The 18,039-nt window shown below is 71.0% G+C and carries 19 protein-coding genes; 7 read left to right on the forward strand and 12 right to left on the reverse strand.

The window, feature by feature from the left end:
* Nucleotides 1-7 precede the first annotated feature (7 nt).
* Entirely contained in the window at nt 8-334 is a 327-nt protein-coding gene (locus tag AZE13_RS01925) for a hypothetical protein (RefSeq protein WP_147264590.1), read from the forward strand.
* A gap of 195 nt (nt 335-529) precedes the next feature.
* On the opposite strand, the gene AZE13_RS01930 is transcribed toward AZE13_RS01925, so the two are convergent.
* Complete coding sequence (locus AZE13_RS01930; RefSeq protein ID WP_066926035.1) at nt 530-1,888, reverse strand: MFS transporter; 1,359 nt, start codon at nt 1,886-1,888, stop codon at nt 530-532.
* 62 nt (nt 1,889-1,950) lie between these two features.
* On the opposite strand from AZE13_RS01930, the gene AZE13_RS01935 reads away from it, so the two are divergent.
* The gene (locus AZE13_RS01935) at nt 1,951-3,006 is read left to right on the forward strand and encodes a LysR family transcriptional regulator (protein ID WP_398780076.1); all 1,056 of its coding nucleotides are present in this window, start codon (nt 1,951-1,953) and stop codon (nt 3,004-3,006) included.
* A 41-nt stretch (nt 3,007-3,047) separates the two neighbouring features.
* On the opposite strand, the gene AZE13_RS01940 is transcribed toward AZE13_RS01935, so the two are convergent.
* Nucleotides 3,048-3,827 (reverse strand): alpha/beta hydrolase, encoded by a 780-nt coding sequence (locus AZE13_RS01940; RefSeq protein WP_079123609.1) that lies wholly within the window; start codon nt 3,825-3,827, stop codon nt 3,048-3,050.
* Between the two features lie 103 nt (nt 3,828-3,930).
* On the opposite strand from AZE13_RS01940, the gene AZE13_RS01945 reads away from it, so the two are divergent.
* A complete protein-coding gene (locus AZE13_RS01945) occupies nt 3,931-5,070 on the forward strand; it encodes an adenosine deaminase (protein ID WP_066926041.1) in 1,140 nt (379 codons plus the stop codon).
* A gap of 166 nt (nt 5,071-5,236) precedes the next feature.
* Nucleotides 5,237-5,569 (forward strand): hypothetical protein, encoded by a 333-nt coding sequence (locus tag AZE13_RS01950; RefSeq protein ID WP_066926044.1) that lies wholly within the window; start codon nt 5,237-5,239, stop codon nt 5,567-5,569.
* Nucleotides 5,570-5,648: 79 nt separating this feature from the next.
* Here the strand turns inward: AZE13_RS01950 and AZE13_RS01955 are convergent, their stop codons facing one another.
* The 5 genes from AZE13_RS01955 to afsQ1 form a co-directional block, all read right to left on the reverse strand.
* On the reverse strand, nt 5,649-5,864 hold the full coding sequence (locus tag AZE13_RS01955) for a PspC domain-containing protein (RefSeq protein WP_066926047.1): 216 nt from the start codon (nt 5,862-5,864) through the stop codon (nt 5,649-5,651).
* Nucleotides 5,865-5,910: 46 nt separating this feature from the next.
* Nucleotides 5,911-6,465 carry a VanZ family protein gene (locus AZE13_RS01960; protein ID WP_066927117.1) on the reverse strand — a complete coding sequence of 185 codons (555 nt, stop codon included), beginning with the start codon at nt 6,463-6,465 and terminating at the stop codon, nt 5,911-5,913.
* 158 nt (nt 6,466-6,623) lie between these two features.
* Nucleotides 6,624-7,343 (reverse strand): hypothetical protein, encoded by a 720-nt coding sequence (locus AZE13_RS37745; protein WP_258527533.1) that lies wholly within the window; start codon nt 7,341-7,343, stop codon nt 6,624-6,626.
* A complete protein-coding gene (locus tag AZE13_RS01970; RefSeq protein ID WP_079123680.1) occupies nt 7,340-9,004 on the reverse strand; it encodes a sensor histidine kinase in 1,665 nt (554 codons plus the stop codon). Before AZE13_RS01970 ends, AZE13_RS37745 begins: the two co-directional genes overlap by 4 nt.
* Before the next feature lie 176 nt (nt 9,005-9,180).
* A complete protein-coding gene (afsQ1, locus tag AZE13_RS01975; protein ID WP_066926050.1) occupies nt 9,181-9,858 on the reverse strand; it encodes a two-component system response regulator AfsQ1 in 678 nt (225 codons plus the stop codon).
* 252 nt (nt 9,859-10,110) lie between these two features.
* Here afsQ1 and AZE13_RS01980 point away from each other — a divergent pair, with 252 nt between their 5' ends.
* Nucleotides 10,111-10,917 (forward strand): SigE family RNA polymerase sigma factor, encoded by an 807-nt coding sequence (locus tag AZE13_RS01980; protein WP_066926052.1) that lies wholly within the window; start codon nt 10,111-10,113, stop codon nt 10,915-10,917.
* Between the two features lie 218 nt (nt 10,918-11,135).
* On the opposite strand, the gene AZE13_RS01985 is transcribed toward AZE13_RS01980, so the two are convergent.
* On the reverse strand, nt 11,136-11,780 hold the full coding sequence (locus AZE13_RS01985) for an ATP-binding protein (protein ID WP_066926055.1): 645 nt from the start codon (nt 11,778-11,780) through the stop codon (nt 11,136-11,138).
* Nucleotides 11,781-11,982: 202 nt separating this feature from the next.
* On the opposite strand from AZE13_RS01985, the gene AZE13_RS01990 reads away from it, so the two are divergent.
* Nucleotides 11,983-12,270 carry a hypothetical protein gene (locus AZE13_RS01990; protein WP_066926058.1) on the forward strand — a complete coding sequence of 96 codons (288 nt, stop codon included), beginning with the start codon at nt 11,983-11,985 and terminating at the stop codon, nt 12,268-12,270.
* 146 nt (nt 12,271-12,416) lie between these two features.
* Here the strand turns inward: AZE13_RS01990 and AZE13_RS01995 are convergent, their stop codons facing one another.
* From AZE13_RS01995 to deoC, 3 genes are read right to left on the reverse strand one after another with little or no spacing between them, the layout of a single operon-like run.
* Nucleotides 12,417-13,277 carry an aldehyde dehydrogenase family protein gene (locus AZE13_RS01995; RefSeq protein WP_066926061.1) on the reverse strand — a complete coding sequence of 287 codons (861 nt, stop codon included), beginning with the start codon at nt 13,275-13,277 and terminating at the stop codon, nt 12,417-12,419.
* Nucleotides 13,270-14,700 (reverse strand): aldehyde dehydrogenase family protein, encoded by a 1,431-nt coding sequence (locus AZE13_RS02000; protein ID WP_066926065.1) that lies wholly within the window; start codon nt 14,698-14,700, stop codon nt 13,270-13,272. The genes AZE13_RS01995 and AZE13_RS02000 overlap by 8 nt, the downstream gene beginning before the upstream one ends.
* 7 nt (nt 14,701-14,707) lie before the next feature.
* Nucleotides 14,708-15,703, reverse strand: a complete 996-nt coding sequence (gene deoC, locus AZE13_RS02005) for a deoxyribose-phosphate aldolase (protein WP_181690249.1) — start codon at nt 15,701-15,703, stop codon at nt 14,708-14,710.
* Nucleotides 15,704-15,850: 147 nt separating this feature from the next.
* Between deoC and AZE13_RS02010 the strand changes: the two genes are divergently transcribed.
* Nucleotides 15,851-16,513, forward strand: a complete 663-nt coding sequence (locus AZE13_RS02010; RefSeq protein WP_066926075.1) for a PH domain-containing protein — start codon at nt 15,851-15,853, stop codon at nt 16,511-16,513.
* Nucleotides 16,514-16,582: 69 nt separating this feature from the next.
* Here AZE13_RS02010 and AZE13_RS02015 read toward each other — a convergent pair whose 3' ends face one another.
* Complete coding sequence (locus tag AZE13_RS02015) at nt 16,583-17,875, reverse strand: thioredoxin family protein (RefSeq protein WP_079123610.1); 1,293 nt, start codon at nt 17,873-17,875, stop codon at nt 16,583-16,585.
* Nucleotides 17,876-18,039 lie beyond the last annotated feature (164 nt).

The following is an 18,039-nucleotide window of genomic DNA, read 5'->3' on the forward strand; positions in this document are numbered from 1 at the left end:
AGTGTCGATGGAGAATCTTTACGAAGAGGAGCTCGACTACCTCGTCGAGTACGCAGAAATGTCCCCCGTATACTTCAATCCGGTTCGAGACGCGGCCGAGGGGATAGTCGGGAAAGGCGGTACCGAAGATCAGGTGCAGGCCGTCACCCTGAAGCTGATCGGCGATATGCTCGACCGCGGAGTGAAGATCGGTTATATCAGTCCCCGCGAGGGCGAGTATTTCGTGCCCTGGGGAATTTCCCGGGACGAGGCTCTGCAAAGAGTAGCCACGGAAATGAAGCAATACGAGAACCCGCTGGAGTTTGTGAAGATCTGCTGGTTCAGCGCCACCTGAGCCGCCATCACACAGTGCCCCCTCCCGAACCTCTCGGGAGGGGGCACTGTTTTTCGGCTCGCCTGGAGTGGTGACCGGGTGAAGCTGTGGGGCAGCGCGGGGTATCACCGGCGAGGCGGATGGCGGCGAAGGGCCCGTCCCCGCCAGGACAGGTGGCGGGGGCGGGCCCTTCGGTCCGGGGGCTGGCGGTGTCGGTTAGGCGGCCTTTTCCAGGTGCTGGATGTGGAGGAGGCGGCGTTCGGCGACTGCCTTGCGGGTGGCGTAGAGGGTGATGGAGGCGGCGCCGGCCATGGCCACCAGGGCGAGGGTGACGGTGCCGTTCCAGCCGACCGCGTGGAAGGCGGTGGCGCCGAGGGCGCCGCCCAGGCTGCTGCCTATGTAATAGGCGCACTGGTAGAGGGCCGAGGCCTGGGCGCGGGCCGTTTTGGCGGTGCGGCTGACGGAGGACGAGGCGACAGCGTGGCCTGCGAAGAAGCCGGCGGTGATGAGGATCAGACCGGTCAGGACCGAGGCCACCGAGTCGGCGAGGGTCAGGAGGAGGCCCGTCGAGGTGGTGGCGACGGCCAGGTAGAGGGCGCCGCGGCGGCCCAGGCGGGCGACCAGCTTGCCGGCCGCGGCCGAGGAGGCCGTGCCGACCAGGTAGACGATGAAGATCGAACCGACGATGCCCTGGGGGAGGTTGAAGGGTGCGGAGGTCAGGCGGTAGCCGATGACGGTGTAGACCGCGCCGAAGACCGTCATGAAGAGCGCGCCGATGGCGTAGAGGCGGCGGAGGAGGGGGTCGGCGAGGTGGCCGGCGAGGGTGCGGGTGAGCGCACGCGGGCCTACCGAACGGGGTGTGAAATGGCGGGCCTTGGGGACGAGGAGGCGGAACGTCACGGCGCACAGCACGGCCAGTACGCCTACCGCGGCGAGGGCGGCTCGCCAGCCCCAGGCCTGGGACACCCAGCCGGTCACGATGCGGCCGGACATTCCGCCGATACTGTTGCCCGCCACGAACAGGCCGATGGCCGCCACCAGCGCCTTGGCGTGTACCTCCTCGGCCAGGAACGCCATCGCCGAGGCCGGTAGACCGGCCAGTGCGATGCCCTGGACGGCGCGCAGGGCGATCAGGGCGTCGATCGAGGGGGCGAAGGGGACGAGCAGGGCGATGACGGCGGCGATGGAGAGGGACACCGTCATCAGGGTGCGGCGGCCGAAGCGTTCGGAGAACGCGCTGAGCGGGATCACGCCGAGTGCCAGGCCGAAGGTGGCCGCGGACACCGTCCAGCTCGCCCGGTCCGGACTCACCCCGAGGTCGCTGGAGATCGCGGGGAGCAGTGCCTGCGTGGAGTAGAGGAGGGCGAAGGTGGCCACTCCGGCGGCGAAGAGGGCGAAGCTCATCCGGCGGTAGCCGGGGCCGCCCGGCCGCAGCTTGTCCGCCTCGGAAGAGCCGGAAGGGTCGGAAGAGCCGGGAGAGCCGGAAGAGGGAGCCTCGGGAGAGGGAGGAGTGGGTGACTGGGGTGAGGCGGCCGCACGGTTGGTTACGGACGCCCCGGTATCGGCGGGAGGCATATTTCGAAGGTAGGACGGTTCGTTTTATGCGTCCAATGCATAGAAACTGCATAATCGATTCTGTGATGCATGAGCGCAGGTCGCAGGGGTCTCTGTTGCACGCTCGCAACAGAAAAGACAGAGCGGTGACGACGGGGCGCGGCGGGCCGGAGGTCGGGCCGGACGTCGGGACGGACGGGGGGACGGGCGTCGGTGAGGCGGCTGAGCTCGGGGTCGGCTCGTGGGCGGTGGTGCTTGCGCCGCGGTTGGCTCAGTTCGCTGCTGTCGCCCGGCACGAGCACGTCACTCGTGCCGCCCAGGAGCTCGGGATGCCGCAGCCGACGCTGAGTCGTGCCATCGTCCGTCTGGAGGACGACCTCGGTGTCACGCTTTTTGCTCGGCACGGGCGTAATCTCTCCCTTACCCCGGCCGGGCGCTCCTTTCTCGCCTCCGCTGAGCGGACGTTGGCGGATCTGGAGCGGGCGACCGAGTCCGTACGGGCCGATGTCGACCCGGCGGCAGGGAAGGTCGCGTTCGGTTTTCTGCACACGCTCGGCCCGGAGACCGTGCCCGGCCTGATCCGCAGCTTCCGTGTGGACCACCCGCGCGTCCGCTTTCAACTGGTCCAGAATTACGGCGAGGCCATGATCGAGCGGATGCGCGCCGGGGATCTTGATCTGTGCCTGACCTCGCCGGTTCCGGACTACCCCGATCTGGTCGCGCGCCGGCTCGACGAGCAGAAGCTGCGTCTGGTCGTACCGGAGGACCACGCACTGGCCTCCCGTAAGCGGATCCGGCTCGCCGAGGCCGCCGGTGAACTGTTCGTCACCCTTGAACCGGGGTACGGGCTGCGGCGGATCACGGATGCGCTGTGCGCCGAGGCCGGTTTCACGCCACGGGTGGCGTTCGAGGGGGAGGAGGCCGAGACGCTGCGCGGGCTGGTGGCCGCCGGGCTCGGTGTGGCGCTGCTGCCGCCGCCCGCTGTGCCGCGACCGGGAGTGGTGGAGCTGACGGTGACCGCCCCGCGCGCGGTCCGGGAGATCGGGGTCGCCTGGCCGGCCGGACATCCGGACACCCCGCCGGTGGCAGCGTTCAAGAAGTTTTTGTTGAGCCGGCGGGGGGTGTTGCTGCCTCGGTGAGGAGGGGCAGGGCGGGTGTGGGGGGAGTGGCCGGTGTGTGGTCAGGGCCTGAGTGAGGCGCCGAAGCCGGAGGCCAGGGGCATGCGGAGGCCCAGGGGCGGCGGGGCGGCCAGGGCGTCCCGTACGGGGCGGGAGTAGGTGCAGGCGAAGAGGGAGCCGAGGAGGAAGTCGGCGGCCAGGGCGTGAACTTCGGTGCGGTGCTGGTGCAGGGAGTGGCCGTCGGAGTGCACCTCGAAGCGGCAGATGTCGCGGTTGACCTTCTTGGCGCGCTGGGCGTAGCGGTAGGAGAGGTCGGGGTCGTGGCGCTCGTCGTTGGTGCCGTGGACGAGGAGGACCTGGCGGCCGATGAGCTGCTTGACCGGGTCGGGCTGCTCGTCGGGGCGGCGGGAATCGGGCAGCCACGGGGCGATCGCCAGGACGGAGCTGACGGCGGGGTGCCCCGCGGCGTGCAGGGCGGCGCGGGCGCCCATGCCCTTGCCGACCAGGCAGACGGGGACATCGCCGTAGCGGCGGACCACCTCGTCGAGGGCCCAGGTGGCATCGCGCGCGGGGTGGGCCGCGGCGCCGTTCCAACCGCGGCAGCGGTAGCGCACGACATGCGTCGTCAGCCCTTCGGGGCGCCCGGCCCGTGCCAGGCGGACCGCGAGCGGCCGCAGGGTCAGCGCGGGTACCGGTGACGGGCGCCGTACCCCGGTCGCACCGCCCCCGGGCAGTACGAGAGCGACCCCGCTCACCGCCCGTCGCGCGCCGTTCCTTCCCAGCGGATATCCCAGCGGATTTCCCAGCCGGGCCTCACGCACCGGCAGTGCTTGCTGAGCCATGACCAGAACGATGGCAGAAGGAGAGGAGTCCGCCACCCTGTGTACTGGTCACTGTTACGTATCGTTCGGTGATATCTACGCGCGTAGGGGCTAGAGTGCGCAGATGACGAGCGACGCCACCACCACTCTTCCCACCAGTGAACAGATCCGTCGTGCACCGAAGGTGCTGCTCCATGACCACCTCGACGGTGGTCTGCGCCCGGCCACGGTCGTCGAACTGGCCCGCGAGATCGGCTACGAGGGACTGCCCGAGACCGACCCGGAGAAGTTCGGGGTCTGGGTCCGCGAGGCCGCCGACTCCGGTTCTCTGGAGCGCTACCTGGAGACCTTCGCGCACACCTGCGCCGTCATGCAGACCAAGGAAAACCTCAAGCGCGTCGCCGCCGAATGCGCCGAGGACCTGGCCGCGGACGGCGTCGTCTACGCCGAGGTCCGCTACGCCCCCGAGCAGCACCTGGAGCAGGGGCTGACCCTCGAAGAGGTCGTCGAAGCGGTCAACGAGGGCTTCCGGGAAGGTGAGCGACGGGCCCGGGAGAGCGGTCACCGGATCCGGGTCGGTGCGCTGCTCACCGCCATGCGGCACGCCGCGCGCGCCCTGGAGATCGCCGAACTCGCCAACCGCTACCGCGACTCCGGCGTCGTCGGCTTCGACATCGCCGGCGCCGAGGCGGGCTACCCCCCCACCCGCCACCTCGACGCGTTCGAGTACCTCAAGCGGGAGAACAACCACTTCACCATCCACGCCGGTGAGGCCTTCGGCCTGCCGTCCATCTGGCAGGCGCTCCAGTGGTGCGGCGCCGACCGCCTCGGCCACGGCGTCCGGATCATCGACGACATCGAGGTCGCCGACGACGGCTCCGTCAAGCTCGGCCGGCTCGCCTCGTACGTACGGGACAAGCGCATCCCGCTGGAGATGTGCCCGACCTCCAACCTCCAGACCGGCGCCGCCCCGTCCTACGCCGAGCACCCCATCGGCCTGCTGCGCCGGCTGCAGTTCCGGCTCACGGTCAACACCGACAATCGGCTGATGAGCGACACGAACATGTCCCGGGAATTCGAGCACCTGGTCAAGACGTTCCGTTACACGCTCGACGACATGCAGTGGTTTACAGTCAATGCGATGAAATCAGCTTTCATTCCTTTCGATGAACGTCTGGCCATGATCAACGATGTGATCAAGCCCGGTTACGCGAAATTGCGAGCTGAATGGCTCTTCCGCGCTGCGGCCACAACCACCTCTTGATCAGGGGTTTCACCCTCCGGGGAGGGAGTGGCGCGAGCATATAGCGCAACGGCCGGTGGAATGTCCACCGGCCGTTTTTTCTTCGACCTGTGGCTGATTGCGACTCCGGTTGCCGCATCACTAAGTTGATTTGCCGGTCAAGCCCCCATCATGAGGACGTAATTCGATGAAGCAGGGAACGAAGCAGGGCACCATCAAGGCCATCGGTACCGCCGCGCTCGGTGCCGCCTTCGCCGTCACCGCCGCGGGCGCCGCCAGCGCCGCGACTCCGGTGACCGCCTCCACCGACGCCACCGGCGCGCTGTCGAACCTGTCGGTGACCGACGCCACCCAGACCCTCTCGGGAGCCACCAAGGACGTCTCCGTGACCAAGCCGGCCGGCAATGACGTCGAGACCCAGCTGAACTCCAAGGGCAAGAAGCCGCTGATCGGCGGTCTGCCGGCGACCGGCACCAGCACCAGCACCGTGGCCAAGACCCTCCCCGGGCTGACTCACTGACAGCCGGTCGGTGCCGTGCCCCGGCCGCAGCCCTCGCGCTGTCGGCCGGGGCGCCGTCATGTCGTGGCGGCGCCGGGCATCACCAGCCGGCGGCTCCGGTGCCGGCGGTCTTGTCCTCGGAGGGCAGGAGTATCCACAGCACCAGGTAGACCAGGAACTGCGGGCCGGGGAGCAGGCACGACAGGACGAAGATCACGCGCATCGTCGCGGGCGTCGTACCGAAGCGACGGGCCAGACCCGCGCACACTCCGGCGATCATTCGGTTGTTGCGGGGGCGGACCAGTGCGGCGGCCATGACGGACAACTCCTTTTCGGCTTCGTGGGGCGTCTGCCCCGATGCCTCAAAGGTAGGACCGGCCGCCCGAGAGCACGTCCGCCTGCGGGGCGAGGCCAACCCTGGAGATTCTCGGGGTCGCACCCCTGAGATGCTCGTACCGTCGGCGGAGCACGCACCGGGCCCTGGGGACGACCGCCAGGTGCGTCACCGCCACGCCCAGCGTGTTCAGCAGCACCGAGTCGATATCAGGGACCCGTCCGGGTACCCCTGACTGCAGCAGCTCGATCGCCAGCGCGATCATCGCGCCGGCGAAGACGGTACGGGTCAGCGACACCAGAGGGGAAACGTTCAGACGCCCGGCCGAGAGCGGCAGCAGCACCCCCAGCGGCGCCAGCAGCAGCACCGGTCCGCCGAGGTGCAGCACGGCCTCCCACGACAGCCCCTGCGCCAGCTCGGCCCGGATCGTCGCCAGCGGCCGGAGATTCATGGCCGGCACCCACGACACCGTACGAGGACGCAGCGTGAGCCAGCCGACGATCAGCAGATGCGCCACAAGGAGCAGAAGTCCTGTGACGCGTGTACGAGGGGCGGCGGAGGTGCCGGGGCCATGTCGCTGCACGAAGGCGATGACGCCGAGGCCCGCTGCGCGGTTCCCGCACGCCGGGACAGCCGGAGCGGCGCCGTCCGCCGGCCGAGCGCAGCGGATCAAGCGGACCCAGCGGACCAGGCGGATCAAGCGGATCACCTGTCTTCCAGCGGGCCGCCGGGCGGGATGGATCAGTCGAGCGCCGAGGAAGGGCCGCCGCACTTGTAGCGCTGCGGCGCCTCGGGCCCCGGTCCGCCCAGCAGCGCCCCGTGCGTCCGCCCCAGGCCCGGGTGCGCGCCATAGGTGCAGACCAGCTGGGACAGGGCGAAGGTCGGGAGGTCGTCGGGCCGGGTGCTCAGCCGGAGGGCGTCCGCCGGGTCGCCGGGCCGGGGGCCGGTGACCTTCAGGTCCGTGGGCAGAGCGCTGTTGAAGCCGGCCTTCGCCTCGGCCGGGGACGGTGTCCGCTGGAGCTCCTCCAGCAGGGCGCGGGCGGTGCGCAGCCGCGGGTCGGCGGCGGGCGTGCCGGCGTCCGGGGCGAGGGTCCGTTCGACCTGCGCCAGCGCCGAGCCACACACCAGATAGACGGTGACCTGTGCGCCACCGGGCGCGCCGGATGCGCCGAATGTGCCGGATGCACCGGGCGCGCCGGATGCGCCGGGTGCCGCAGCCGTGTCGTTCGCCGAGGGGGTCTCGTCCGTCGAGCGGGTCTCGTCCGCCGATGCCGTGGTGTCCGCCGATGCCGTGGCGTCCGCCGATCCCGTCCCGTCCGCCGGCGCCTCGCAGCTCACCCGCGAGGGCGCGCCGCCCGCGTCGACCGGTACGGACGTGGCGGGGATCCCGCAGCCCGCGACGGCGAGCAGCAGGAGCGCCACTCCGGCCGCCGGCCGCCGGATCCGTCCGGTCGGCTTCATCGCTTGCCCTCCGTGCGCTCGCCGGCCGGACCGGCCGTATCGCCGTCCGTGTGACCGTCCCGGTCGCCGTCCGCCACCGGAGAGGCGTCCATCGGCAGCCGCAGGGTGAAGACCGCGCCGCCCTCGGGGAGGTTGGCCGCGGTGATCTCGCCGCCGTGGATATGGGCGTTCTCCAGGGCGATGGACAGGCCGAGGCCGCTGCCCTCCGAGCGTGGCCGGGAGGCGCTGGCCTTGTAGAAGCGGTCGAAGACGTGTGGCAGCACCTCTTCGGGGATGCCGGGGCCGTGGTCGCGTACGCGGATGACCAGCTGCCCGCCGGCCTTCCTGGCCGTCCCCGCGGCCGTCGCCGAGGCCTCCGCGCCGTCGGCTCCCGGCTCGCGCTCCGCGCCGGACCCGGGTGCGGCGGGGGCCAGGGCGCCGCCCGCGGCCTCGTCCGCCGCATCGCCGCCGCCCCGGTGGGCCTCCTCCGTGTGCACGGACACCCGGACCGGCGAGCCGCCGTGCTTCAGGGCGTTGCCGATCAGGTTGGCCAGTATGACGTCGAGGCGCCGCGGGTCCAGCCGGGCCACGATGCCGCGGTCGGCGTCCAGTTCCACCGCGTCCAGCCAGGCCCGCGCGTCGATACAGGCGGTCACCTGGTCCGCGACGTCGACATCGTCCAGCACCAGCCGGGCCGTCCCCGCGTCGAAGCGGGTGACCTCCATCAGGTTCTCCACCAGGTCGTTCAGCCGCCGGGTCTCGCTGACGACCAGCTGGACGGCGGGCGCGATCATCGGGTCCAGGGAGTCGGCCTCCTCCTCCAGGACCTCGGTGACCGCGGTGATAGCCGTCAGGGGCGTACGGAGTTCGTGTGACATGTCGGCGACGAACCGGCGGGAGGCGGCCTCCCGGGCGCTCAGCTCGTCCACCCGGTGCTCCAGCCGCTCCGCCGTGCGGTTGAACGTACGGGAGAGGTCGGCGAGTTCGTCGGTGCCGGACACCCGCAGCCGGGTGTCCAGCCGCCCCTCGCCCAGCTGCCGCGCCGCGTGCCCCAGCCGCTGTACGGGCCGCAGCACCGTCGTCGCGGCGGCCTGCGCCAGCAGCGCCGAGCCGACCAGCGCGAGCGCCGTGGCGATCCCCAGCGACCAGGCGAGCGAGTTCAGGTCCTGCCGCTCGGCGGCCAGCGACTTCATGATGTAGCCGGTCGGCCCGCCGCCGATCACCTTGGCGCCGGCCACGAGGTAGGGCACGCCTCCGACCTCCCGGCGCTGCCAGTACAGATGGTGCGGGTAGCGGTTGGACTCACTCACCGGACGGACCTCGTTGACCGCACGGCGCAGCGACTCGGGCACCCGCTGGGGCGTCAGCAGATCCTTGTTGGTGGTGGCCACGCAGTCCTTGCCCGCGCGGTCCACCCCGGTCAGCAGCACCGCGTAGTTCTGCGGCCCGCTCGCTATCTGCCGCGCCGCGTCCTGCAGTTCGTTGCACCGCGGGCGCACCGGCAGCGACCGCGTACTGTCCTCCAGCGACTTGCGGAAGTCGTTGAGGACGGCGTTCTGGGTGCGGTCCAGCACGGTGTTGCGGTTCAGCCAGTACGCGATGCCGGACGCGGAGACCGCCGCGGTCAGCGCCACCAGCGCGAACACCACGACCAGCCGCAGCCGCAGACTGGTCCAGCGCAGCAGCCCCGAGGGGCGGCGGAGCAGTCGCAGCAGCCGCCGCGTCGCGGTCTCGGCGTCGGAGCCGGAGGAGCCGGAGGAACCGGAGGAGCCGGTGCCGGAGGAGCCGGCACCGGCACCGGCACTGGTACCGGAGACGTCCGCCGGCCCGCCGCGCCCGGCCGTGTGGGAACGTTCCGTCACTGCGGGGAATCCAGCCGGTAGCCGACACCACGGACCGTGCGGATCAGCGTCGGCGCGGACGGTACGTCCTCCACCTTCGCGCGCAGCCGCTGCACACAGGCGTCCACAAGGCGTGAGTCGCCCAGATAGTCGTGCTCCCACACCAGCCGCAGCAGCTGCTGCCGGGACAGCGCCTGGCCGGGCCGGCGGCTGAGCTCCAGCAGCAACCGCAGCTCGGTCGGTGTCAGTTGCAGGTCCTCGCCGTTCTTGGTGACCGTCATCGCCGACCGGTCGATCACCAGGGAGCCGAACGTCGCCGAGTCACTGGCCTCGCGTTCGCCGCGGCGCAGCACCGCCCGGATACGGGCGTCCAGCACCCGCCCCTGCACCGGTTTGACGACATAGTCGTCGGCGCCGGACTCCAGCCCCACCACGACGTCGATGTCGTCGTTGCGGGCGGTGAGCAGGATGATCGGCAGCTGGTCGGTACGCCGGATCCGGCGGCACACCTCGAAACCGTCGATGCCCGGCAGCATCACATCCAGCACGATCAGGTCCGGGCGCTGCTCACGCAGCAGCTTCAGGCCGTCCTCGCCGGACGCCGCGGTCACCACACGGTGACCCTGGCGGGACAGCGAGAGTTCGAGGGCCGTGCGGATGGCGTCGTCGTCCTCGATCAGCAACAGGAAAGGCACGGCAGCCATTCTGTCCCATGGACGCCGGGACATCGACCGACGGCGCCCACGGACACCAGGTCCACCCGGGCGGGAACCGTATGGCGGCGCCCGCTCGTCCCTGTGACAGGCCTGTGACAGTCGGCGGACAACGCGATGAAACTGGGTTGGCAGTCTTTTGGGCACAGGGAGAGATCAACACCCAGAGATCCACATCCAGGGATCCTCACCCGGGAGATACCGAACGAGCTGGCTCTACGACGGGGGCGCGAGATGACCACACTGCACGGCAGCAATTCCAGCGCAGTTATCACGCGGCTTCATGACGTCGTGCGGGCCACGGAGAAGTCCGGTGCCAAGTCTGCGAGCGGGCGGGGGTGCGCTCGCGGCACCGGGCGTCAACGGCTGCCGTTCATGGTGGCCATCGACGCGACCACGGTGGAGGTCAACGGGGGAAACGGGCGGCGGGAGAGTGACGCCGCCCACGGGGGAACCACCGTGGGAGCGGAGTACGGGGAGGGCACGGGGGACCGGCGCTCCGCGTCGGAGGCGGCCGGGGCCGAAGCGGCCTTCACCGCCTACGTCCAGGAGCGCCGTGCCTCCCTGTACGCCACCGCCTACCACCTGACCGGCGACCGCTACGAGGCCGAGGACCTGCTGCAGAGCGCGCTGTTCTCGACCTACCGGGCCTGGGACCGGATCAGCGACAAGGCGGCGCTCGGCGGCTATCTGCGGCGCACCATGACCAACCTGCACATCAGCGCCTGGCGCCGCCGCAAGCTCAACGAGTACCCGACCGAGGAGCTGCCGGAGACGGCCGGTGACGTGGACGCGATGCGCGGCACCGAACTGCGCGCCGTGCTGTGGCAGGCGCTGGCCCGGCTGCCCGAGAACCAGCGCACCATGCTCGTCCTGCGCTACTACGAGGGCCGCACGGACCCGGAGATCGCGGACATTCTCGGCATCAGTGTCGGCACGGTGAAGTCGAGCATCTGGCGCGCCCTGCGCCGGCTGCGCGACGACGAGGTCCTCAGCTTCGGCCGTGACCAGGAGGAGTCCTTCGGCGAACTGGTCGCCTGAGAGATCGGGGGATCGGGGGAACGGCGACCGGGCGAGCCCGAGGGATACGGGGGCACGGGGGAACGAACGGGGGATACGGGGAACACGGGGGATACGGGGAAGGGAAGCGGGTTCGGCCGGCCGGGGGTCTGTCCGAGCCCGCTTCTTCGTGCGCTCTCCGAATTCGTGCGCTTTCCGGTCAGGAGCGGACGACGCCGGTCGGGAGCGCAGGACGCCGGTCAGGAGCGGACGCCCGCGCCCACTGCTTCCGGCGCGCCCGCGGCCGATATCCGGGCCAGGGCCTCGGGCTTGGCGCACGGGTGGGCGCCCAGCGCCGTCTGGCGGGCGACGACCGACCGCTCGTCGCGGAGCAGCCGCAGGCCGCGGCGGACGAGGTACGGGGCGGACTTGCGGCCCTCGCGCAGATCGCGCACCAGCCGTCGGCGGAAGGTCGTGGTGGGACGGCCGCACAGACACAGCGCATCGGCCAGCAGGCCCGCCGCCCGGCACGGCGCGATGACATCGGCGGCGAAGATCCCCTCCGCGATGAACAGGGACGCGCCACCGAGGTCGAGCCCCGATGCGCCGATCCGGGCGCTGACGGAGATGTCGTACACCGGCACATCGGCCCGCCCCGTACGGCACAGCGCGTCGATCGCGGCGACCGCGGCGTCGGCGTCCCAGGAGAGCGGTGAGTCCCAGTCGGTGCCGCCGCCTCCCAGCTGCGGAAGCGTCGGGTCCGTCCGCTCCTTGTAGAAGTCGTCGAGGTTGAGGACGGGCAGACCGGTGCGGGCGGCGAGGGAGGACTTGCCGGAACCGGACGGGCCGGTCAGCAGGACGACGCGGGCCGTGGCAGGCGGCAGGGCGGAGGAGAGGGGGCTCACGGGCACTCATTGTCCCGCATTGGGCCGAGTGGGGTACCCCTGGCGCGCGAGCTGGATCGGGCGCCCCACCGCAACTACGCTACGAAGCCGACCGATTACCCAGCCGGTGGCCGGTGCCCGTTCGGGCATGCGGCCGGTTGTGCCCGGTCGTTCCCGTCCTCCGCTCGTGCGGCGTTTCGATCCTCAGGCAGGCAGGTGGCACATGCCCTCCCCCTCACGTCCCCAGACCGGTCGCGTTCCGCGCACCCTGCTCCGCGTCGGGCTGGTGATCTCCGCGGCCGGCGCCGTGGCCGCGGCGGGCAGTGCGGCGACGGCCGGCGCACTGCCCGCCGACAAGGCGCGCGCCCTGGCCCATGGCAACCCCACCGCCACCACCATCGCGGGGCTGACCGAAGCGCTGGTGTTCACCAACCCGCTCAGCAACACCGTCGAGACCCAGGTCGGCGACTTCCAGCCGATCAGCACCAAGAGCCTGACCGGCGGCCTCTGAGCAGGGACCGCCCAAGGAGCCGAACAGCGGTGCGGGGCCCCACCCTTCGAGGATGGGGCCCCGCACCGCTGTGCCGGAAGGACGTGGTCCCGGAAAGACGTGGTCCCGGAAGGACATTCGTCCCGGAAGGGCGTCGAGATCAGGCGTCAGACGCCCATCGGGTGCCACACCGTCTTCGTCTCCAGGAAGGAGAGCAGCCGGTCCGTGCCGGGCGCGGCGGTCCAGTCCGTCGTCCGCGGGCGCAGCACCCGCTTGAGGTTCTCGGCCGCCGCCGTCTCCAGTTCCGTCGCCAGCTCGGCGTCGGCGCCCGCGAGATCGAGCGCGTTGACGTCCTGGTGGGCGGCGAGCGGGGCGCCGATCTCCGCCGTACGGCCGGAGAGGATGTTGACGACACCGCCCGGCAGGTCGGAGGTGGCCAGCACCTCGGCCAGCGACAGCGCGGGCAGCGGCGCGTCCTGCGCGGCCGCCACGACCACCGTGTTGCCGGAGACGATCGCCGCGGCGATCACCGAGACCAGACCGAGGAAGGACGAGTCCTGGGGGGCCAGGACGGCGACCACACCGGTCGGCTCGGGGGAGGAGAGGTTGAAGTACGGGCCCGCCACCGGGTTGGCGCCACCGGCGATCTGGGCGATCTTGTCGGACCAGCCCGCGTACCAGACCCAGCGGTCGATGGCCGCGTCCACCTGCGCGGCGGCCTTCGCCTTCGACAGCCCCTCGGCGTCCGCCACCTCCGCGACGAACTGGTCGCGCCGGCCCTCCAGCATCTCCGCGACGCGGTAGAGGATCTGGCCGCGGTTGTAGGCCGTGGCCCCCGACCAGCCGCCGAACGCCTTGCGGGCCGCGACCACCGCGTCCCGGGCGTCCTTGCGGGAGGCCAGCGGGGCGTTGGCCAGCCGCGTCCCCTTCGAGTCCGTCACCTCGTACACCCGCCCGCTCTCGGACCGGGGGAACTTTCCCCCGACGTACAGCTTGTAGGTCTTGAGAACACTCAGCCGCTCAGACATTGAGGTACGCCTCCAGGCCGTGGCGACCGCCCTCGCGGCCGTAGCCCGACTCCTTGTAGCCGCCGAACGGCGAGGTGGGGTCGAACTTGTTGAACGTGTTGGACCAGATGACGCCCGCGCGGAGCTGGTTCGCCATCCACAGGATCCGCGAGCCCTTCTCCGTCCAGATGCCCGCCGACAGACCGTAGGGCGTGTTGTTGGCCTTCGCGACGGCCTCTTCCGGCGTACGGAAGGTCAGCACGGACAGCACCGGGCCGAAGATCTCCTCCCGGGCGATCCGGTGCGCCTGGGTGACGCCCGTGAAGAGGGTCGGCGCGAACCAGTAGCCGGAGGAGGGGAGTTCGCAGGCCGGGGCCCAGCGCTCGGCGCCCTCCGCCTCGCCGGCGTCGGCCAGTGCGGTGATCCGGGCCAGCTGCTCGGCGGAGTTGATGGCTCCGATGTCGGTGTTCTTGTCGAGCGGGTCGCCCACCCGCAGGGTCCGCATCCGGCGCTTGAGGGCGTCCAGCAGCTCGTCCTGGACCGACTCCTGGACGAGCAGGCGCGAACCCGCGCAGCAGACATGCCCCTGGTTGAAGAAGATCCCGTTGACGATGCCCTCGACGGCCTGGTCGATCGGCGCGTCGTCGAAGACGATGTTCGCCGCCTTGCCGCCCAGCTCCAGCGTCACCTTCTTGTCCGTGCCGGCGACCGTACGGGCGATGGCCTTGCCGACGTCGGTCGAGCCGGTGAAGGCGACCTTGTTGACGTCCGGGTGGGCCACCAGCGCGGCGCCGGTCGAGCCGTCGCCGGTGAGGATGTTGACGACGCCCTTGGGGAGCCCGGCCTGGCGGCAGATGTCCGCGAAGAAGAGCGCGGACAGCGGGGTGGTCTCGGCCGGCTTCAGGACGACCGTGTTGCCGGTCGCCAGCGCCGGGGCGATCTTCCACGCCAGCATGAGGAGGGGGAAGTTCCAGGGGATGACCTGCCCGGCCACGCCCAGCGGCCGGGGGTTCGGCCCGTAGCCGGCGTGGTCGAGCTTGTCCGCCCAGCCCGCGTAGTAGAAGAAGTGCGCGGCGACCTGCGGCAGATCGGCGTCCCGGGACTCCCGGATCGGCTTGCCGTTGTCCAGCGACTCCAGCACCGCCAGCTCACGCGAGCGCTCCTGGATGATCCGGGCGATCCGGAAGAGGTACTTGGCGCGCTCGGCACCGGGCAGCGCGGACCACTTCTCGAACGCCTTACGGGCCGCCTTGACGGCACGGTCGACGTCGTCGGCGTTGGCCTGGGCGACCTCGGAGAGCGTCTCCTCGCTCGACGGGGACACGGTCTTGAAGACCTTGCCGTCGGCGGCCGGGGCGAACTCGCCGTCGATGAACAGCCCGTAGGACGGCGCGATGTCGACGACCGAGCGGGACTCGGGTGCGGGTGCGTAATCGAAGGTCATGGGTGCCTCAGTCCACCGTGACGTAGTCGGGGCCGGAGTAGCGGCCGGTGCTGAGCTTCTGGCGCTGCATCAGCAGGTCGTTCAGGAGGCTGGAGGCGCCGAAGCGGAACCAGTCGGGCGTCAGCCAGGGCTCGCCGAGGGTCTCGTTGACCATCACCAGGTACTTGATGGCGTCCTTGGTGGTACGGATGCCGCCGGCCGGCTTCACACCGACCTGGACGCCGGTGGCGGCGTGGAAGTCCCGTACGGCTTCGAGCATGAGCAGGGTGACCGGCGGGGTCGCGTTCACGCTCACCTTGCCGGTCGAGGTCTTGATGAAGTCGGCGCCGGCCAGCATCGCCAGCCAGGAGACCCGGCGGACGTTGTCGTACGTCTGGAGCTCACCGGTCTCGAAGATCACCTTGAGGTGCGCGGCGCTGCCGTCCGGGCGCGCACACGCCTCCTTGACGGCCTTGATCTCCTCGAAGACCTCCAGGTAGCGGCCGGTGAGGAAGGCGCCCCGGTCGATCACCATGTCGATCTCGTCCGCGCCGGCCGCGACCGCGTCCCGGGTGTCGGCGAGCTTCACCGGCAGCGCGGCGCGGCCGGCCGGGAAGGCCGTGGCGACGGACGCGACGTGGATGCCGGAGCCGCCGAGCGCCTCCTTGGCCGTCGCGACCATGTCGGGGTAGACACAGATCGCCGCGACCTTGGGGGCGGTGCGGTCCGTGGGGTCGGGGTGGACACCCTTGGCGCACAGCGCCCGGACCTTGCCCGGGGTGTCCGCGCCTTCGAGGGTCGTCAGGTCGATCATCGAGATGGCGAGGTCGATGGCGTACGCCTTCGCCGTGGTCTTGATCGAGCGGGTGCCGAGGGTGGCGGCGCGGGCGTCCAGCCCGACCGCGTCGACCCCCGGGAGGCCGTGGAGGAAGCGGCGCAGCGCACCGTCATCGGCGGTCACGTCCGCCATTGACGCCAGACGCCCCGCGGCTTCCTTGCCGTATGCGGGAACAGTGATGGGCATGGTCACGAGGGGAGCATATCTACGCGCGTAGCGCAATGTCATCCCCCGGTCGTGAGTGAATCCGAATCCGAAGTGAATCCGACGCCGCGCCCGACTGATGCCGTAACGCAATGTCCGGCATCCGGACGGTCGGGCAGAATCGGCGGCATGACGCGCCAGGACCGGACCACCCCGCCTCAGCAGCAGTACGCCGAGCGCAGCTACCGCTCGCCCGCGGCCCTCGCCGGTGGTGTGCTCCTTCTTCTGCTCGCCCTCTGGCTCGGCGGTGACGCCCTCCTCCGGGGCACGGCGAACACCAGGCTCACGGCGGCGTTCGCCCTGCTGCTCCTCGTCCCGCTGGTCGTCGCCTACACCTTCCGCCCCGTCGTACGGGCGGGCGACGACCGCCTGACCATCCGCAACCCCTTCCGTACGATCACGCTCCCGTGGGGCGCGGTGGAGGACCTGCGGGCGTCGTTCTCCACCGAGGTGTTCACCACCGGCGGCGACAAGTACCAGATGTGGGCCCTCCCGGTCTCCCTCCGCCAGCGCAAGAAGGCCAACCGGCAGGCGTTGCGCGGCGCCACGGCCACGGCCACCGCGGCCCGGCCCCGCTTCGGCTCGAACGCCGGCGCCGGCGCCGACTCCGGCCCCGTACCCCGCGCCATGGCCGACCAGGCCCTGGACGAACTCCGCGAGATCAAGGGACGGGCGGGGGAGGGTGAGCGGCAGAGCGCCCAGGGGAATCCGGTCGTCGTCCGGTGGGCGTACGAGATCATCGCGCCGAGCGTGGCGGGCGCGGTCGGACTCGCGGTGATGATCGCCCTCTGACAGAGGCCCCTGGCCCCTGGCCCCCCGGCCCCCCGGCCCCCCGGCCCCCTGGCCCCCTGGAACGGACGGTCAGCCGGTCGGGACGCAGCCGAGGCGGAGGGTGACGGGCGGGTGGCAGCTCCCGTCCGCGCAGGTCTGCACACGCGCCTCAAGGTCCAAGTCAAGTTCCGAACGGTCGGCGGGACCGGCGAGTTCGAGGACGATCAGAGCCGTGCCGGACAGCTTGGCATCGGCGGTGTGAGGGAAGACCGGCTCGCCGACCAGCCGCCATGGTGAGCTCTCGGGCAGGCTCACGGAGACGGGCAGGCCCTCCGGGCTGCCGGGCGCGAAGGCGTGCGCCCCTTCGGGGACGCGCACGGTCACATACGCGGTCACGGCCTCACCACCGCGGCGCCTGGCGGCGAGGGCACCTTCGACAGTCTGCCCCGCCTCTTGATCACCCTGACCATCTTGATCACCGGAGGCGTCGTCGGCCAGCAGGTGACGGAGGGCGGGCAGGGCCCACTGCCCGTTGATCTCGGTGTGCGGCAGAGCGGCCCGCAGTTCCCGCAGCACCTCCGGGGAGATTTCGCCCTCTCCGTCTCCGTCCGGGTTCGTCAGCGTCAGACTGCGCAGATTGCGCAGGGTGGCCAGCTGCCCGGCCTCGGCGGTGCCGATGCCCGGTGCGTCGAGGGAGAGGTCGGACAGGCCGGTCAAGCGGAGCACCGGGGCCAGGTCGAGAGGGGTTTCGGAGTGGACGACGAGGCTGTCCAGGGCGTCGGGGTCGAGCCCGGTCAGGGAGCCCAGCTCGTCCGCGTCCGAGACCATCCCGAACGTGGTGTGACCTGCGGGGACGTCGATGACGGTGTCGACCTGGCCCCCCTGCCCGGCGCTCTGCCCGGCGCTCTGCTCAGGCGTGATGATCACTCCTGGCCCGCGGCCCTTGAAGCGGAGGAGGCGGGCAGCGCGCGGCCCACGGCCGAGCCGCCCCGGCGCGGAGAGCGACGATTCCTCCTCCAGGGCGCCCAGGGCATCCATGGCATCCAAGGCATCCAGACCGGCCGCGACGGTCGCCAGGTCCTCGGGACCGGACAGACGCAGCACCGGGACCCCGCCGGCGAAGAGGATCAAGGTGGGCATGGCCACGACGTCATACCGGGCGGACAGCTCCGGGGAGGCGTCGACGTCAACCGCCACCACCCGCACCCGCCCGCCCTCAGCGGCGGCGAACTGCTCAAGCCTGGGGGCCAGTTCGGCGCACGGCCCGCACCAACTGGCCGTGAAGTCCGCCAGCACAGGCCGGGCCTCACTGGCCAGAACCGCGTCGAACTCGTCCTGATCCACAGTGGGAATCGTCTCCGCAGCGGGAACCGTCGCGCTCATGTGTGCTTCTCTCCGATGCATGTCGATGGTCGGCGAGGAAGAAGCCAGGGCACCCCACCGGCCTCGCCATGCGCCAACGTTCAGTAAAGGAGATGCAAAAACATCCGCCGGGGTTCATCGCCGGCAACGAGAGCCGACCCGCACTGGGCGTCGTGTCCATCCAG

Source organism: Streptomyces sp. NBRC 110611 (assembly GCF_001590865.1).
Taxonomy (GTDB): Bacteria; Actinomycetota; Actinomycetes; order Streptomycetales; family Streptomycetaceae; genus Streptomyces.

Excerpts from the sequence above, each read along its gene's own strand:
- AZE13_RS01925 (WP_147264590.1), top strand. The coding sequence starts at position 8 with ATGGAGAATCTTTACGAAGAGGAGCTCGACTACCTCGTCGAGTACGCA.
- AZE13_RS01930 (WP_066926035.1), bottom strand. The coding sequence starts at position 1,888 with ATGCCTCCCGCCGATACCGGGGCGTCCGTAACCAACCGTGCGGCCGCC.
- AZE13_RS01940 (WP_079123609.1), bottom strand. The coding sequence starts at position 3,827 with ATGGCTCAGCAAGCACTGCCGGTGCGTGAGGCCCGGCTGGGAAATCCG.
- AZE13_RS01945 (WP_066926041.1), top strand. The coding sequence starts at position 3,931 with ATGACGAGCGACGCCACCACCACTCTTCCCACCAGTGAACAGATCCGT.
- AZE13_RS01950 (WP_066926044.1), top strand. The coding sequence starts at position 5,237 with ATGAAGCAGGGAACGAAGCAGGGCACCATCAAGGCCATCGGTACCGCC.
- AZE13_RS01955 (WP_066926047.1), bottom strand. The coding sequence starts at position 5,864 with ATGGCCGCCGCACTGGTCCGCCCCCGCAACAACCGAATGATCGCCGGA.
- AZE13_RS37745 (WP_258527533.1), bottom strand. The coding sequence starts at position 7,343 with ATGAAGCCGACCGGACGGATCCGGCGGCCGGCGGCCGGAGTGGCGCTC.
- AZE13_RS01980 (WP_066926052.1), top strand. The coding sequence starts at position 10,111 with ATGACCACACTGCACGGCAGCAATTCCAGCGCAGTTATCACGCGGCTT.
- AZE13_RS01990 (WP_066926058.1), top strand. The coding sequence starts at position 11,983 with ATGCCCTCCCCCTCACGTCCCCAGACCGGTCGCGTTCCGCGCACCCTG.
- AZE13_RS01995 (WP_066926061.1), bottom strand. The coding sequence starts at position 13,277 with ATGTCTGAGCGGCTGAGTGTTCTCAAGACCTACAAGCTGTACGTCGGG.
- AZE13_RS02000 (WP_066926065.1), bottom strand. The coding sequence starts at position 14,700 with ATGACCTTCGATTACGCACCCGCACCCGAGTCCCGCTCGGTCGTCGAC.
- deoC (WP_181690249.1), bottom strand. The coding sequence starts at position 15,703 with ATGCCCATCACTGTTCCCGCATACGGCAAGGAAGCCGCGGGGCGTCTG.
- AZE13_RS02010 (WP_066926075.1), top strand. The coding sequence starts at position 15,851 with ATGACGCGCCAGGACCGGACCACCCCGCCTCAGCAGCAGTACGCCGAG.
- AZE13_RS02015 (WP_079123610.1), bottom strand. The coding sequence starts at position 17,875 with ATGAGCGCGACGGTTCCCGCTGCGGAGACGATTCCCACTGTGGATCAG.